The sequence below is a fragment of the Gammaproteobacteria bacterium genome (assembly GCA_029880545.1).
Classification (GTDB): domain Bacteria; phylum Pseudomonadota; class Gammaproteobacteria; order Acidiferrobacterales; family SZUA-150; genus JAOUOD01.
This window is the reverse complement of record JAOUOD010000001.1, coordinates 324,298-337,361: the sequence shown is the minus strand read 5'-3', so window position 1 is coordinate 337,361 and position 13,064 is coordinate 324,298. Positions and strand designations below refer to the sequence as shown.

At 52.9% G+C, this 13,064-nt stretch carries 15 protein-coding genes; 4 read left to right on the top strand and 11 right to left on the bottom strand.

Features of this window, described 5'->3' with window-relative positions; translation table 11 throughout:
* Positions 1-2: 2 nt before the first annotated feature.
* The 5 genes from OEZ10_01470 to OEZ10_01450 form a co-directional block, all read right to left on the bottom strand.
* Positions 3-968, bottom strand: a complete 966-nt coding sequence (locus OEZ10_01470) for an NHL repeat-containing protein (GenBank protein MDH5631644.1) — start codon at positions 966-968, stop codon at positions 3-5.
* On the bottom strand, positions 946-2,001 hold the full coding sequence (locus OEZ10_01465) for a multiheme c-type cytochrome (GenBank protein MDH5631643.1): 1,056 nt from the start codon (positions 1,999-2,001) through the stop codon (positions 946-948). Before OEZ10_01465 ends, OEZ10_01470 begins: the two co-directional genes overlap by 23 nt.
* Positions 2,002-2,130: 129 nt before the next feature.
* Positions 2,131-3,066 (bottom strand): hypothetical protein, encoded by a 936-nt coding sequence (locus OEZ10_01460; GenBank protein MDH5631642.1) that lies wholly within the window; start codon positions 3,064-3,066, stop codon positions 2,131-2,133.
* Positions 3,067-3,091: 25 nt separating this feature from the next.
* Positions 3,092-4,186: a cytochrome c3 family protein gene (locus OEZ10_01455; GenBank protein MDH5631641.1), complete on the bottom strand. Its 1,095-nt coding sequence runs from the start codon at positions 4,184-4,186 to the stop codon at positions 3,092-3,094.
* Between the two features lie 53 nt (positions 4,187-4,239).
* Entirely contained in the window at positions 4,240-5,175 is a 936-nt protein-coding gene (locus OEZ10_01450) for a hypothetical protein (GenBank protein MDH5631640.1), read from the bottom strand.
* A gap of 282 nt (positions 5,176-5,457) precedes the next feature.
* Between OEZ10_01450 and OEZ10_01445 the strand changes: the two genes are divergently transcribed.
* Positions 5,458-6,099: a DUF2621 family protein gene (locus tag OEZ10_01445; GenBank protein ID MDH5631639.1), complete on the top strand. Its 642-nt coding sequence runs from the start codon at positions 5,458-5,460 to the stop codon at positions 6,097-6,099.
* Positions 6,100-6,162: 63 nt separating this feature from the next.
* Positions 6,163-6,567, top strand: coding sequence for a flagellar basal body-associated FliL family protein (locus OEZ10_01440; GenBank protein MDH5631638.1), 405 nt, complete (start codon positions 6,163-6,165; stop codon positions 6,565-6,567).
* Between the two features lie 28 nt (positions 6,568-6,595).
* Here OEZ10_01440 and OEZ10_01435 read toward each other — a convergent pair whose 3' ends face one another.
* Complete coding sequence (locus OEZ10_01435) at positions 6,596-7,483, bottom strand: YihY/virulence factor BrkB family protein (GenBank protein MDH5631637.1); 888 nt, start codon at positions 7,481-7,483, stop codon at positions 6,596-6,598.
* Positions 7,484-7,997: 514 nt separating this feature from the next.
* Between OEZ10_01435 and OEZ10_01430 the strand changes: the two genes are divergently transcribed.
* Positions 7,998-8,645, top strand: a complete 648-nt coding sequence (locus OEZ10_01430) for a hypothetical protein (protein MDH5631636.1) — start codon at positions 7,998-8,000, stop codon at positions 8,643-8,645.
* On the top strand, positions 8,642-9,103 hold the full coding sequence (gene sixA, locus OEZ10_01425; protein ID MDH5631635.1) for a phosphohistidine phosphatase SixA: 462 nt from the start codon (positions 8,642-8,644) through the stop codon (positions 9,101-9,103). Before OEZ10_01430 ends, sixA begins: the two co-directional genes overlap by 4 nt.
* A 26-nt stretch (positions 9,104-9,129) precedes the next feature.
* On the opposite strand, the gene OEZ10_01420 is transcribed toward sixA, so the two are convergent.
* From OEZ10_01420 to OEZ10_01400, 5 genes are all read right to left on the bottom strand, one after another.
* Entirely contained in the window at positions 9,130-9,480 is a 351-nt protein-coding gene (locus OEZ10_01420; protein ID MDH5631634.1) for a hypothetical protein, read from the bottom strand.
* Positions 9,481-9,633: 153 nt separating this feature from the next.
* Entirely contained in the window at positions 9,634-9,777 is a 144-nt protein-coding gene (locus OEZ10_01415) for a hypothetical protein (protein ID MDH5631633.1), read from the bottom strand.
* An 88-nt stretch (positions 9,778-9,865) separates the two neighbouring features.
* Positions 9,866-10,780, bottom strand: a complete 915-nt coding sequence (locus tag OEZ10_01410) for a TlpA family protein disulfide reductase (GenBank protein ID MDH5631632.1) — start codon at positions 10,778-10,780, stop codon at positions 9,866-9,868.
* A gap of 1 nt (position 10,781) precedes the next feature.
* Positions 10,782-11,381: a cytochrome b/b6 domain-containing protein gene (locus OEZ10_01405; protein ID MDH5631631.1), complete on the bottom strand. Its 600-nt coding sequence runs from the start codon at positions 11,379-11,381 to the stop codon at positions 10,782-10,784.
* Positions 11,381-13,057: a tetrathionate reductase family octaheme c-type cytochrome gene (locus tag OEZ10_01400; protein ID MDH5631630.1), complete on the bottom strand. Its 1,677-nt coding sequence runs from the start codon at positions 13,055-13,057 to the stop codon at positions 11,381-11,383. The genes OEZ10_01405 and OEZ10_01400 overlap by 1 nt, the downstream gene beginning before the upstream one ends.
* Positions 13,058-13,064 lie beyond the last annotated feature (7 nt).

Below are 13,064 nucleotides of genomic sequence, written 5' to 3'. Positions count from 1 at the left end.
CATTATCTCAAATCGTACACGGATATCTTGTTGCCTAGCATTTCGTTTACATACAGCCTGTCATGACGAACGACAATTCCCGTAGGTGCCTCAAAGCGGCGGATCCTGTTACCGCTGCCAACAACATGACGAAAACGATGCTGGGCATCAAATACCTGGACCAGCTCCATATAGCTGTCACTCACATAAACATTACCGCTATCATCGATGCTCACGCCCTTTGGCCGGAAAAGTTGACCAGGCTGAACACCCCAGGTGCCCACATCAATGACATGACCGCCTTCTGCATCAAGCATCTGGACTCGCGAGTTCATTACGTCAACAACATAAATATTTCCTGTCGGGGCAATGGTCAATGTCGCCGGATACCGGAATCTCGCCTTGTCCACACCCTCTCCACCGTAATAACCAATAGCCCGCCCCTCGCTGCTGTATACGGCCACGCGATGATTTTTGTTATCCGTAACATAAAGCCGTTTGCCGTCGGCACTGGGTGCAACATCCACCGGCACAACTGGTTTTTGTGATGTGCCGGCTGCAAAGCCACGAATGAATTTCCCGTTGCGATCAAACACCTGGATACGGGCATTACCCTTGTCGGCGATATAGATGTTGTCTTTTCCATCAATCCCGACGCCAACCGGGGACCTGAATTGACCATCCTTCGTGCCGGGCTTTCCAAAACTGGTTTTCACGTTGCCGGTGCTGTCAAATATGACGACACGATCATTGCCGCTGTCTACGACAATAATCTCGTACGCACTGTTGACGGCGATATCTGTCGGAAGATTTAGTGCCGGTTTGGCCGCCTCGGCATCAAACAGGTGCCTGGAGTTCGCCAACGGGATGCCGGCTTCGCTCGACCAGGCAATACCTGACATCGCCGGGCCGGAAATAGCCAGAACAAATACTGCAATTATTTTCCTTGCCAGGGTTCCGGACGAATTATTTTTTGCCTGGACTGTCATACATCTGCTTCCACCACGAGCGCGGGTCCCGCTTCATCTGGCCGGTACCGGCATTCTTCCCGTCAGTCGCGGCACCGCCTTTTCCTTCCGAATCGGAACCGAGCAAACTGGGCATGTAGAAATCCTTGTATTTCTCGACCAGCCCGATGATATTCAGGTTGGTCAGATCCTGGATACGATTATCGGAGAACCCGAGTTCGCGGAACGGGATAAAGCTCTTGTCTTCATCAGTATGGCAACGACTGCAGCTTCTGCCCTTGTCCTTGATGCCCTTGTGGAACCGCTTTTTCACAGCCTCACGATCCCGGTCAGACAGTGTGCCCTTGATTTTCTCATAGTCCTGCATGCGTGGATCATCTGCAGTGATCTCCATCAGCTCTTCCTTGCCGCCATCCGTCCGGTAGGCAACAATTCTTGAATAATAGTCATCAGTTTCCACCAGCTCCCCGGTTTTCGGGTTCACATCGGTTCCGAACGGCGGCCCGGTTACCTCAAAGCCGGAAAAATTCAGCCAGCGCAGCTTGATATTGCTTTCACTTATTGCTTCCGGATCTGCGTGACAGGTAACGCAACCGACAAACTGGGTATGCATATTGAGCAATGAACGAATCATGACTTTCTTGGAATGCGGAAAATCACCATGACAGGACAGGCAAATATTCTTCTTGCCAAATAACGACTTCAATTGTTCCGGTGAATTATGAAACCTGCGAAGCTTTTCGGCACTGCGCTGTTCTTTCAGCGAACCCATTATCGAACTGGTGGTTGTTTTTTCCGGGATGATCAGGCTCGCCAGCGCCACGGAGATTTCCAGGAGCAAGGCCAGAATAATTGACAGCAGGATCAATGCAGTCATGAATCCCAGAAACGGGTGATCCCGCCGCAACCCGATAATACTGAACGGGTTGCTTGTAAATCCGCCCTTGATTCGCGCCTTGTGATCGATGATTACAATAATGGCAATACCAAGCAGAAAGAACAACAGGACTGCGGCTACAACGATCACCGTTCCCTGAGTGCCTATATCATGCATACATTCACCCCTAGTGTTCCGGATGCAGGAGCATCAGCCAAATGGCGTACACCCCCCATACCGTCCAGCATAAAACAAATACCAATGACGAATACGCTATCAACTTCTGAACCCGCGTCATCGGCCTGATCATGGCGTCTCCGTAGCGGTCTGCTCCAGGTCAGCCGTGGAAAGCTCGCGACTATCGAGAAGATCTTGCAGGTATTCCCGTTCTTCCGGGTTCTCTACGAGGTTGCGCAAATACTCCAGGAAGTGCTCCTCGATTTGATGCTCACGAGTAATCTTCCCGGTAAGGAATGTCCACTGCATCGGAAACCGCCCCGGTGCCAGGTGCACGTTGTACCAGTGCCAGAATGCGATCACCAGCAGGGCCAACAGGGCTTCGTGAGGATGCGACAAACGCATTAATTCCTGGAAATGTGATGCGATCGACGTCGGCAATATACTGGCCCATATTTCCGGGAACAGGAACGAGCTGCCCGAAACAATCATAACCGTATTACCGAAGGCTGCGGCAAAGTAATGAATCTTCTGCTTGTACATGAACTTGTCCATTTCCGGACGCTGGTCGCGCTTGCCCGCGAAATAAAGCATGTCATCTACAAAGTCTCTCGCATCCTTCCAAAGCGGAACCATGGTTCGCCGAACATCAAACTTTCCTTCCATTATCCGCACGATACTGCCCGCAGTAATGGTGAAAATATGGTAGACCATGGAAAATATCATCATTGCCGCCAGGGTTCGATGAACAATCCTGGTGATGCTGACGCCACCCAGAAAATCATTCAACGGTTGAGCCCAGAAAGAATCAATAAAATGAATCGGCAAGCCCGTGAACGCCAAAGTCAGGAATGTGACAAATGTCATCATGTGCTGAATTCGTATATGTATGGAGTACCGATAGATATCACCAACAGGGTTCGACACAACATTCTTGTAAAGAAGAACCCGGTCATCAGGCATATTGGCGATAACGGCTTCAATCTTGCTGCGCTCCCTGTCGCCGGTCTTGTTCTGCCTCATGCATGTTTCAAGCACATCGCGCGCATGGTCCGATAGTTTCATTTTATGGTTACCCTTTATTCATCAATCATATGATCCTGTCACGACCGCGCTTGCTCTTGCGGCACCAGGACGTACCCATCTTCATGCACCAGGCGGCTCCATCACGCCTGCGCCCCCAGGTTTCAAACAGCGATATACCGACAAGCAGGACAATTACAATGTCCCCGACAATGTTATAAATCAGCTCCGCATAGTAACGGAAAACATTATCTTGCTGATGACTGGTCGGATGTGGGTCCAGCTCAGCGTAGTTTTCGTCTGCATGGATATGGCAACGCTTGCAGGTCTCGACCTTGTTATCCTTGTGCGTCGGCGACACCGGGTCACGTGATGGACGAATCTCGTGAACACTGCGGTAGTAATCTCCTTCACGGGCGTGGCAATCCAGGCAATTCGCAGCCTTGTTAAAGCCGTACCGGCTCATTTTTCCATGGAAACTCTCAAGGTAGGATTCCGCGGCAAAAGGGAACTTTTTGCCAAGTTTCCGATCTTCCTGCTTGGCCAGATCCATTCGCTTGTCCACCAGTTCCTTGTCGCCATGGCACGACAAGCAAAGTTCAACGATCTCCTGCGGGGACCTGCGAACCTCCCTGATTCGCCTGCTGGTGTGGTTATACCAGCGCTCGGCAAATTCACGTTTTTCATGGCAGACCACGCAACGATTGATGATCGCCGTCGGAGGCGCGTCCTCTTTCGGGTTATAGAGCGGGTTGGTATGACAGCTTATACAATAAGGCTTGTCAGCATCCGTCCCCTTTTCGTGCTTTTCCCGGCCATGAGTGCTCTTGATGTAGGACTTGTAGATTTCCTTGTGACTGAAACGCTCGCCGGTCGCCGGGTTCTTGATTGAATGACATTCGGCGTTACAGGTTACACCGGTTTCCGATGGCTTGTGCGGCAGTTCCTTGATGTCTGTATGACAGTCACGGCATGGTACGTTTCGATGCACCGTTCGCTTGAACACATGCGGCATCACATAATAGGATCGAAGCACCCCGTCATCAGTAACTCGCCCCATTAACGGATACTTGTGGCACATCAGGCAGGCTTCATCGTCCTCAAAAGCCAGCGCTGTACCGGTAACCATACCCAGGAGCAGCCATAATGGTGCAATCACCATCCACTTTATTCTGCTGTTGCCAACTAATCCCATAGCACAAGACCTTATATTGACTATTTTTCGTGACAAACCGGGCACATTGCGGGATGACGCAATCTGTGTTCGCTGTCCGCGCCCGTGACCCCGGGAAGATTATTGATCACTCCCCTTTCGTGTGCGTTGTGGCAAGTACCACAATACACGTTACCCGTTTCCGGCTCCAACGGCATACGTATTGCCAGTTCCTGTGTCTTTTTGCGAAACCTTTTAGCCATGGCTTCCGGCATCTTGACCAGGTGATTCGGGCCTTCCTTGTTGCGCCCGCTAAACTGTGTAAATTGACGTCCTGGATGATTCTTTCGCTTATGACAGCCGGTACACATATTGGCCAGGTTGGATTTCAGTATGAACCCCGGTACCTGGCCGCCCGAAGATGACGATGCTTCCGGTACCTTGTCATGACAAACGAGGCAGCTGGTCTGGTTTATTTTACCTTTGGCATCAATCTGGTCGTGAGGATTCCGGCTACGGTAATCACTTGAGTCGTGGCAGCCGAAACAACGATCGTCGCGCTTGCTCCGGATGGCGCCATCGCGCAAAAACAACGGGTTCAGATCATGATTTTTTTGAACCGGGCCGGTACAGGCAAGCTTCATGTCGTGACAACTGGCACAACTCAACTTGCCGCCAGCCTGATCTACCGATTTTCTCACTTGCGGGGACATCCTCCGGTACATGGATTTGTCCGGGGTCACGCCAACCGGGTGAATATAGCTGTGCGCGGATATCGCCTCGTGGCAGCTGTTGCACAACGTGTTGATATTCTTGGTTTTCAGGCGATGGGATTTCTTCGACGGCTTGCCCTTGTGGCAGGACAGACACCCGTTTTTTTGCCAATGCGGATTGGACGAATCAGGCGCACGCGCTGGCGAGGCGAAAACAAGTTCACCCGGCTCAAGCAACAGGCTGATTGCGAGCAATCCCACCAGTACGGTAATCCAACCTGACATCCCCGGTTCTCCTGCGGCTCTTTGCGGGCCGGGTCAGGGTCGCCCGGTTTTATTTCTGAGTCGCAATTATTCAGATTCTTATTTTGTGCTGCTGTTGAACCATGTGCCTTGAGGCAAATCCTGTCGTTGACCCCGATCAAAAAACTGTCTTTTTGACCGGTATCTTCATTACATCACAAAGCAGTTGGGCGGGAAACCTTCGTCGGGAAAACTGCGGCCAATGCCCGGTCTGTTGCTATACTTATCGCACGTGCAAACTATCAACGACTGCGGAAAACGCTCATGTTCTATGGCGCGACACATATTGACATACAGGTTGGCGATCTTGAGCGCGCTACCCGCTTCTGGTGCGATACCCTTGGGCTTACGGAAACCAAAAAAGGCGAAGGCTTTGTAGATGTCGATTCCGGCAGCGTCAAACTACGCCTGGTTCAAAGCGCCAACATTACTTCAACCACCACGATTCGAATCAATGCCGGCGATATCCAGGCTGCCTATGACGCACTCATCGCAGCGGGTACGCGACCGCTGCACGAACCGGTTCAAACGCCAGACCTGGAACTTGTCGCCGCGGTCAAAGACCCCGATGGCCATACCGTACTGGTCTGGCGTGACCTGACGGAAGACGAATACGATTTTGTACCGGATCTTCCAACTGAATCGCAGTGGCAGACAGAGGCTGAAATACTGCTGAAGCAATTACTCACTCATGTCCCTGCACTGTTTCGCGCAACAGCCAGGAAGCGCTGCACTCGCACCATCGAGGAACTGGGCACACTGGAAAACACGGTTATAGGGCGCGACCAGGTGATACGCGGCTATATTCTCGCCAGCCCAAAATTCATGCGCCACAATCTGCGCGACCCCCTTAATCGGGAAGGGATTAACCCGGATGACTATAAGGATATTTTCGAGTCCGACTAAAACCACGCATTGACTCAAGTCGGGCGCCAGGAGTGTCGATCAATCATGGCGAAAGGAGCGCCAATGATTCGAATCTTGCATATTGTCCTGTTTGTCCTGCTGTTTCCGGTCCAGTTACCAGTCCACGCGGCCCAGTCCAGCAGCACACCGTCTCCGTACAAGTCACTTGAGCCGCCTTTCATCGTCAATCTGAATGACGGCAAACGTATGCGCTTTTTGCAAGTCAAACTCCAGGCACTTGTAGATAAGGAGCCGCTCTCGGCCCCTGCGCTGGAATTGCACATGCCGGCGGTTCGTCACGAAATTCTAATGCTGCTAAGCCGGCAAGATCTGGATACCCTGCAAACACTGGAAGGCAAGGAAGCTCTGCTCAAGGACATTACCCAGTCCGTGCGCGACTCGTTGACCCGGCTTAGTGGTAAACCTGGGGTGGACCAGGTGTTAATGACCGGGTTTATTATCCAGTAGCTCGATCCCTGGCTGACGACGTCGGGGTTTATGGCCGTCCGGTCTCAAATACGCTATCGCTGTTGCGCCGGGCGTACAGCGCGATGGTTTGCGCCCCCAACAGCAGAATGACTGCAGCGACTTCCAGGGTGATCAGCAATGTAATCAATACGGCGAAACTTCCATATAACATCCCGGTCATGGACAGGTTGGCGGTGATCCAGATAACCACTCTTCTCGCCAGTTCCCAACTCACTGCCGCCACCATTCCACCTACAAGGGCATGTCTCCATTTGACCGGGCTGGCCGGAACTACCCGGTATACCAGTACGAACACCACCAGTTCCGACACGAATCCGGTTGCCGCGAGAACCAGGCCGGCAGCGAGTGACAACGACCACTGCTCACCAAGTAACGTAACCGACTCTCCACGGAGGGTGTCTACCAAGGCAATCATCAGGGTTACGGCCACCAATCCCAATGCCAGCAAAAAGGCATATAGATATGGCAGCAACAGCCGGAACCACAGCCGTTGTTGAAAAGGTGCACCTGCCAGCGAAAAAACATGGTTCAGGGCACTCTGCACACTTCTGAACGCCGTCACCGAAAATACAAACAATCCCACGAGGCCAGTAATACCTATGGCCTGGCGCATGGCATATACGGTACTGACCTGGTCAACGACAAACCGGGCGGCATTTTCGCCCAGACCGGTCATTAAATTGTGGATATAGGAAATAAGCATTTCCACGGGCACAAAATGGGAGAGGCCAATCACAACCAGGACTACAAACGGTACAATGGCCAGCAACATATGGTAGGCAATAGCTGACGCCAACAGAAAGCCCTGGTTGTCGACAAATGCAGTGACAACCCGGCCCGCGAACTGGATGGGCGCCGGCAAATTCCGCAGACGATCTATCAATTGGCCAAACACTGTCGTGCTCCCGATTGTTTTCAAAGGCGCCGCTCTTGCATCGCCCTTCATGTTACCGCTGTTTTTCAGGTAAAACACGGCTACTAACCCGGCGGGACGCCACAATTCGTTGTTTCTCGCGTATACTGATTTGATTAGCCAGAGGAATTTCCCATGATTTCAGCAAAACTTATGTCGAACACGAGGCTGGTTCTGATCGCCTGCCTCGGTTTGGTCTTGTCTGCCTGTGTTGTCGTGCCGCGCAGTTCACACCAGCAAGGCAGCCCGCGTCATGCTCCGGCCGTACAAGATGTTTTCTCGTACTGGTTCTACCCGGCCGCAGGCGTCTATTACGACAGCCGGCGCGAACTGTATTTTTATCAGGACCGGGGGCGCTGGGCGGAAGTTCGTATATTGCCGTCGCATTTGCACCGGCAACTTGGCAGGCATGTTGAATTGCGCATGCCGGAAAGCCGGCCATATGCCCAGTACCACACGCACCAGACCCGCTATCCCTCAGGCAAGTATCGGCGCAGTGAAAATCAAAATAGGCGCCACTGGAAGCGGTATCACGAAGCCAGGCACGAAACTCGCGGCGACAACCGCGCGCGCCAATATGAGCGCGATGACAGGGAAGACGGCCGCGCACGGGGACGCCGACCAGAAGACAGTGGCCGGCATCACGACGGTCGGGAGGATCGTCGTCGAAACGATGACGATCACGGATCTTCTAACCGGAATAGACGCGGCGAAACGGATCGCCGGAATCACGACGGTCGGGAGGATCATCGGCGAAACGATGACGATCACGGATCTTCTAACCGGAATAGACGCGGCGAAACGGATCGCCGTCACGAACAACGAGATCAGGGCCGTCATGACCGGCGTGAACAGGACAACCAGGAACGTCGACAATCGTCAGGCCGACCGACCCCAAAGAACGAACGCAGCGGAGGTGATCAACGTCGCCGTGAAGCCGAACAAAGAAACAAGAAGCAACGGGACAAGAAAAATCGCCGCACAGAGGACGAAAATGACGGTCGCAGTTCTACCACGAATGAATCCGGCGAATCTTCCGGATCAAATTCCGGCGGTAGTCGCTAACATGGCATCTGGAGATAATCGGCATCAGGCAGTCCTGATATCTCGCGCCAACAGACTGGCCACAGGTAACAAGGGTTGAAAATTTATCTCATGCGCCACGGCACGGCAGCGGGTCCGGATATCGATCCTGAACAAGGGCTTTCAGCCCTCGGAAGGGATGAGATCTCGCGGCTGGCCGAACGCCTGGCTTCCCGGGGAATCCAGTTCAGCCGCATCTTTCATAGCAACAAGACTCGCGCAAAACAAACTGCCGAGTTAATGATGCGGGGTGTTTCACCAAATGCAGACGTATCGTTGCGGGCGGGCCTTAGTCCCAATGATGATCCGCAAATCGTGATGGATGAAATGGCAAGCTGGTCATCTGACACACTGGCGGTAAGTCACCTGCCACTGGTCCCCGGTTTGCTGGCGATTATTCCGGGTGTCGGCAGCGCCTCGATGCGGATCAATTTTGTACCGGGCACTATTGTCTGTATTGAAAAAGCGGGTGATAAGCAGGAGCGGGACTGGAAGCTGAGCTGGTCAGAATCGCCCTGACCAGTGGCCAATCTGCGCATTGACTCTTACCAGCTCGATGGCAATAACATCGGCCTGGGTGATACGCGTGTGACGTTACGCTCCGCACGATCGCCTGCCAGTTGCACCTCTCTGCGCAGTTCTCGCAGATCTCTAGCCATGCGTACCAGACGAATTTCCATGTCATCGAGACGATCCATGCGCTGATCAATCTGGCCTATCCCATGACTGATCTTGCGCATGTCAGCATTCAATTGCGCTATCCTGGCTTCCAGGGAATCAATACGGCTGGCGTCTTCTGCTGCCATGGCGCCCCCGGACCCGGCCAGGAGCGCAAACAAAGCCATTGCCAAAACCGCGCCATGGCGGATTTGCGCGGCAAAACCTTTTGCAGCCATATTCGTCACCCTTTTCATGTTCAGTCTTCGCCGATAGTTTGCGGGAGCAAAGCCTGGCTCCCTGGTTCAGTATAAAGACTAGGCGGTCAATGCCTGGCAAAACGTGACCTGGTTCACGGTAAACGACACAGACCCCAAAATGGCGAAATACGGCTACTGGCGAATAATAACAAGAATCCCGGCAATCAACGCCAACACCCCCATTACGGTGTGCTCATAACGGAAACTAAGCTGAACCAGATTGTTCAGCCCGTACAAAACAAACCACGCACCCACTGCATAGGGCCAGATCTTCATGGACTCGGCTCCAGATCAAATACAAGAGCGAGCAGTATAGCGCCGACCGGTCATGATGTCGTCGGCAGCCTGCACTTGTAGTCGGCTCCTACTTCAGGCCGGCAGCATCCGCGATCAGTCCACGATACTCACTCCAGTCGCGAATCGGGCCAAATCGGCGAAATAACACCACGCCATTCTTGTCCAGGATGTATGTCGTTGGAAACACAAAGGCAATGTCCCGATCCGGAAGTTTTTGGCCGTTTGCCAGCTGGAACTCCGTATCCAGCGCCGATTTCATGCCACTGTCGAACAAGGGCAAGCCCTTGAGTTCGTTATGGTTGAGCCATTTCGCGGATTGAGACAACGGCTCACGCACCTGCAACATAACCAACTCCACGTTTTGCCTCATGCTCTTGTCCATGGACTGGTAGAAAGCTTGCAAGTCAGGCAGTTCCCGCATGCATGGCGGGCACCAGGACCCCCAGAAATGCACGATCTTCACCTTGCCCCGGTAATCAGACAATTTCCGCACTGCGCCTTTTTCCGTTCTGAAACGCAGATCATAAAATCGCATGCCGCGACCGGTTCCTTCCTTTGCTGCCTGTGCACCCTTGCGCGTTGAATACGGACGCCACAAGGTATTCCAGGCCGGCTCGTCAAACACAATCTCGTCATTCAGCGCATAGACTATGCATGGATAGCCGGCGCTGGCCTTTTCACAATCAGCAACAGCCTGTTTCGCCGCCGCCTCCGGAGTCGCTACACCGTTGGACCAGGCCCAGTAACCCCCGGGACCAATGGCAAACGCCCTGTTTTTCGGTGAATAGATATAGTTATTGAAATTGTCCCGGGCATCGTCGTTGACATGCGGCAGGTTGACTGCATCTGTTTGATCCAGTGCCATGGTCGGCACGCTTAGCAGTGCGAACAGCAAAACGGATACGACACCCCCGAAAAGGGGTGTCGCCCTGAGCCGTTTGACTGCCATTAAATAACGCAGTTTTCCGGTCTCGATTTTCATATCAATCAACTTCTTCCCAACCGGTAATCATCGCCTTGATATGGGCGGTTGGCGTATGGCCGGCTGTTGCGAGGTATATATGCGCGATAAAGAATACCAACATCATGAATGCCCCGATTACGTGGAACGTTGCAACCCAGCCTAGAGACAACCAGCCCAGACCCCAGTCATTCCATGAACTGTAGAACAGGTACAACAGGCCGGTCAGCCAGATCAACGGGTTGATGATCAGCTTGACGAACAGATAAGCCAGTCGCTGTAAAGGGTTGTGCTTGGTCAGCATGGTCTGGCGGAACGGATGCGGCGCGTGGGTAAAGATACCGGTAACATAGTACCGCATCATCGCTTCCACCTTCTCCATTGTTGGAATGTACTGCTTCCATTCACCCGTAGTGAAATGCCAGAAGATCGCAAACACCCACAGCGTAATCAACGCCCATGCCGCAGTGGTGTGCAAGTTTACTGCCGACTGGAAACCAAGCACATTATAAGTACCGTGAATCTCGAAGCCCGTCATCATCATGGTCATGATCAGCAGGGCCTGGGTCCAGTGCCAGAAGCGTTCGAAACGTTTGAATATATAAATGCGTTCCATGGTCATTACCCCTTTCTGCTCATGATGATGCGGATGCCGCCGTGAATCAGTACCCCGATCAGGGTCAACAGCGCCAGGCTCCAGCCAATGAAGTCGATTACAGCGTTGCTATCACGTCCGGGAATGTAGATTCCGGTTACCGCTTCCAGTCTTCCATTTTTCTTGTGGCATTGGGCACATGTCAGCGCGTCATCCTTTGGTGCTACCATATGTGTTATTGGCCACACCGATTCGGTTTCAACGAAATCATATTTGCCGCTGAATGGAATACCTGTTGCCGCCATGCCGGCTTCCAGTGATTTTTTCCAGTCATAGTTACCCCAGAATGCCGCCTCGTCCTTGCCTGCAGTATGGAACACGGCAAGAGTCTGGTTGCCAACATCAAACGGCTGCTTTCCGGTAAACACCTTCACCGGCCAGATGCGCGATGCTGGATCGTCGGCACTACCCATGAACTCGCTGATTTTCACTTTCTTTGAACCATCAACCTTGTCACCAAACAGGGTGTACTTGACGTCGCCGTTGAACCACTTGTATTCCGGGATTACATAGCGCTCGTAGGTGAAATGACCTTTTTTGCTGTCATACAGGTCACGACCTTCCGCGCCCTTGATCTGGATGCGCTCGCCGTTCTTGCCGAGCTTGCCGGCTGTTGACCAGTCCCAGCTCATCTTGGTGTGCAATGCGCCACGAGCAAATGCCGGAATATGGCAGGTCTGGCAGGCGATACGATCAGTATGGTCATTCAGTTTTGGCTCCACGCCATCATGAGGCTCCGTACCGTGACAGGCCTGGCAAGTGGTCGGATTACGATCATCCTTGGCGCCACGTTTCAGGAAACCCTTGTCATCTGCAGCGGTGGGTGCGTAACGGCTACCGGATACCTCGTGTGCATCACTCAGGTGGCACTTGCCGCAAGTGAAGTTCAAGCCATCCTTGTCCATGTGAACATCAAGAGACTTTGATGGCTCGGACAGCGTGCTATCGAGATCACCGTGCTTGACGCCATTGCCGCCACCACCGTAGAAGTGGCAGGCACCACAGGTATCGCGGCTGGTCTTGCCAACATTCTGTGCGACCTTCTTCAAGTCAACTGCATCGCGGAACTTGCCTGAATGCGGTGGCCACTCCATGCGCTTGTAATTTGGATGGCCGGCCAGGCCGGGAATCTTCTTGTAGCTGCCGGTGGTATCGTGACATACCAGGCAGTCTACATTCTCCTGCTTGGCGAAATTGAAGCTGTCGTCCTTCCAGCCATAACCAACATGACAGGCGCTGCAGAATGTCTGGTTGGTTTTTACTGATGTACAGAAGTTGTTGATTACATGCTTCTTGCCCAGCTTTTGTTTGGTCTGGGGATTAATGAATTCCCAGTTCCAGTGCTTGGTTGCGTGTACCTGCTTGGCGGCTTCGGTATGACAGCTGATACAAGCCTTGGTGACTTCCGGCCCATCTTTGAAGCTCTTCTTCAGTTCCTTGAACTTTGAATGGTCAGCGGTCGACTTGCTGTCCTTTTTTGCCTCAGCCTTGGCATCGGCAACCGGTTTCTCGGCTGGTTTCGTAGCTGCCGGCTGTGCTGCTGCCTCGACCGGCTTGCTGCTGGCCCACGCCTGTGGACCGACCAGTCCCGCCAGGGCAATCGCCATCACCCAGGCCGTAAATTGTGTATGTAATAGTTTCATCTTGTTC

What these genes read in the sequence shown, in the direction of transcription:
- OEZ10_01460 (MDH5631642.1), bottom strand. Translation starts at nt 3,066, where the DNA reads ATGAAACTATCGGACCATGCGCGCGATGTGCTTGAAACATGCATGAGG.
- OEZ10_01470 (MDH5631644.1), bottom strand. Translation starts at nt 968, where the DNA reads ATGACAGTCCAGGCAAAAAATAATTCGTCCGGAACCCTGGCAAGGAAA.
- OEZ10_01445 (MDH5631639.1), top strand. Translation starts at nt 5,458, where the DNA reads ATGTTCTATGGCGCGACACATATTGACATACAGGTTGGCGATCTTGAG.
- OEZ10_01410 (MDH5631632.1), bottom strand. Translation starts at nt 10,780, where the DNA reads ATGAAAATCGAGACCGGAAAACTGCGTTATTTAATGGCAGTCAAACGG.
- OEZ10_01440 (MDH5631638.1), top strand. Translation starts at nt 6,163, where the DNA reads ATGATTCGAATCTTGCATATTGTCCTGTTTGTCCTGCTGTTTCCGGTC.
- OEZ10_01405 (MDH5631631.1), bottom strand. Translation starts at nt 11,381, where the DNA reads ATGACCATGGAACGCATTTATATATTCAAACGTTTCGAACGCTTCTGG.
- OEZ10_01455 (MDH5631641.1), bottom strand. Translation starts at nt 4,186, where the DNA reads ATGGTGATTGCACCATTATGGCTGCTCCTGGGTATGGTTACCGGTACA.
- OEZ10_01450 (MDH5631640.1), bottom strand. Translation starts at nt 5,175, where the DNA reads ATGTCAGGTTGGATTACCGTACTGGTGGGATTGCTCGCAATCAGCCTG.
- OEZ10_01400 (MDH5631630.1), bottom strand. Translation starts at nt 13,057, where the DNA reads ATGAAACTATTACATACACAATTTACGGCCTGGGTGATGGCGATTGCC.
- OEZ10_01415 (MDH5631633.1), bottom strand. Translation starts at nt 9,777, where the DNA reads ATGAAGATCTGGCCCTATGCAGTGGGTGCGTGGTTTGTTTTGTACGGG.
- OEZ10_01465 (MDH5631643.1), bottom strand. Translation starts at nt 2,001, where the DNA reads ATGCATGATATAGGCACTCAGGGAACGGTGATCGTTGTAGCCGCAGTC.
- OEZ10_01420 (MDH5631634.1), bottom strand. Translation starts at nt 9,480, where the DNA reads ATGGCTGCAAAAGGTTTTGCCGCGCAAATCCGCCATGGCGCGGTTTTG.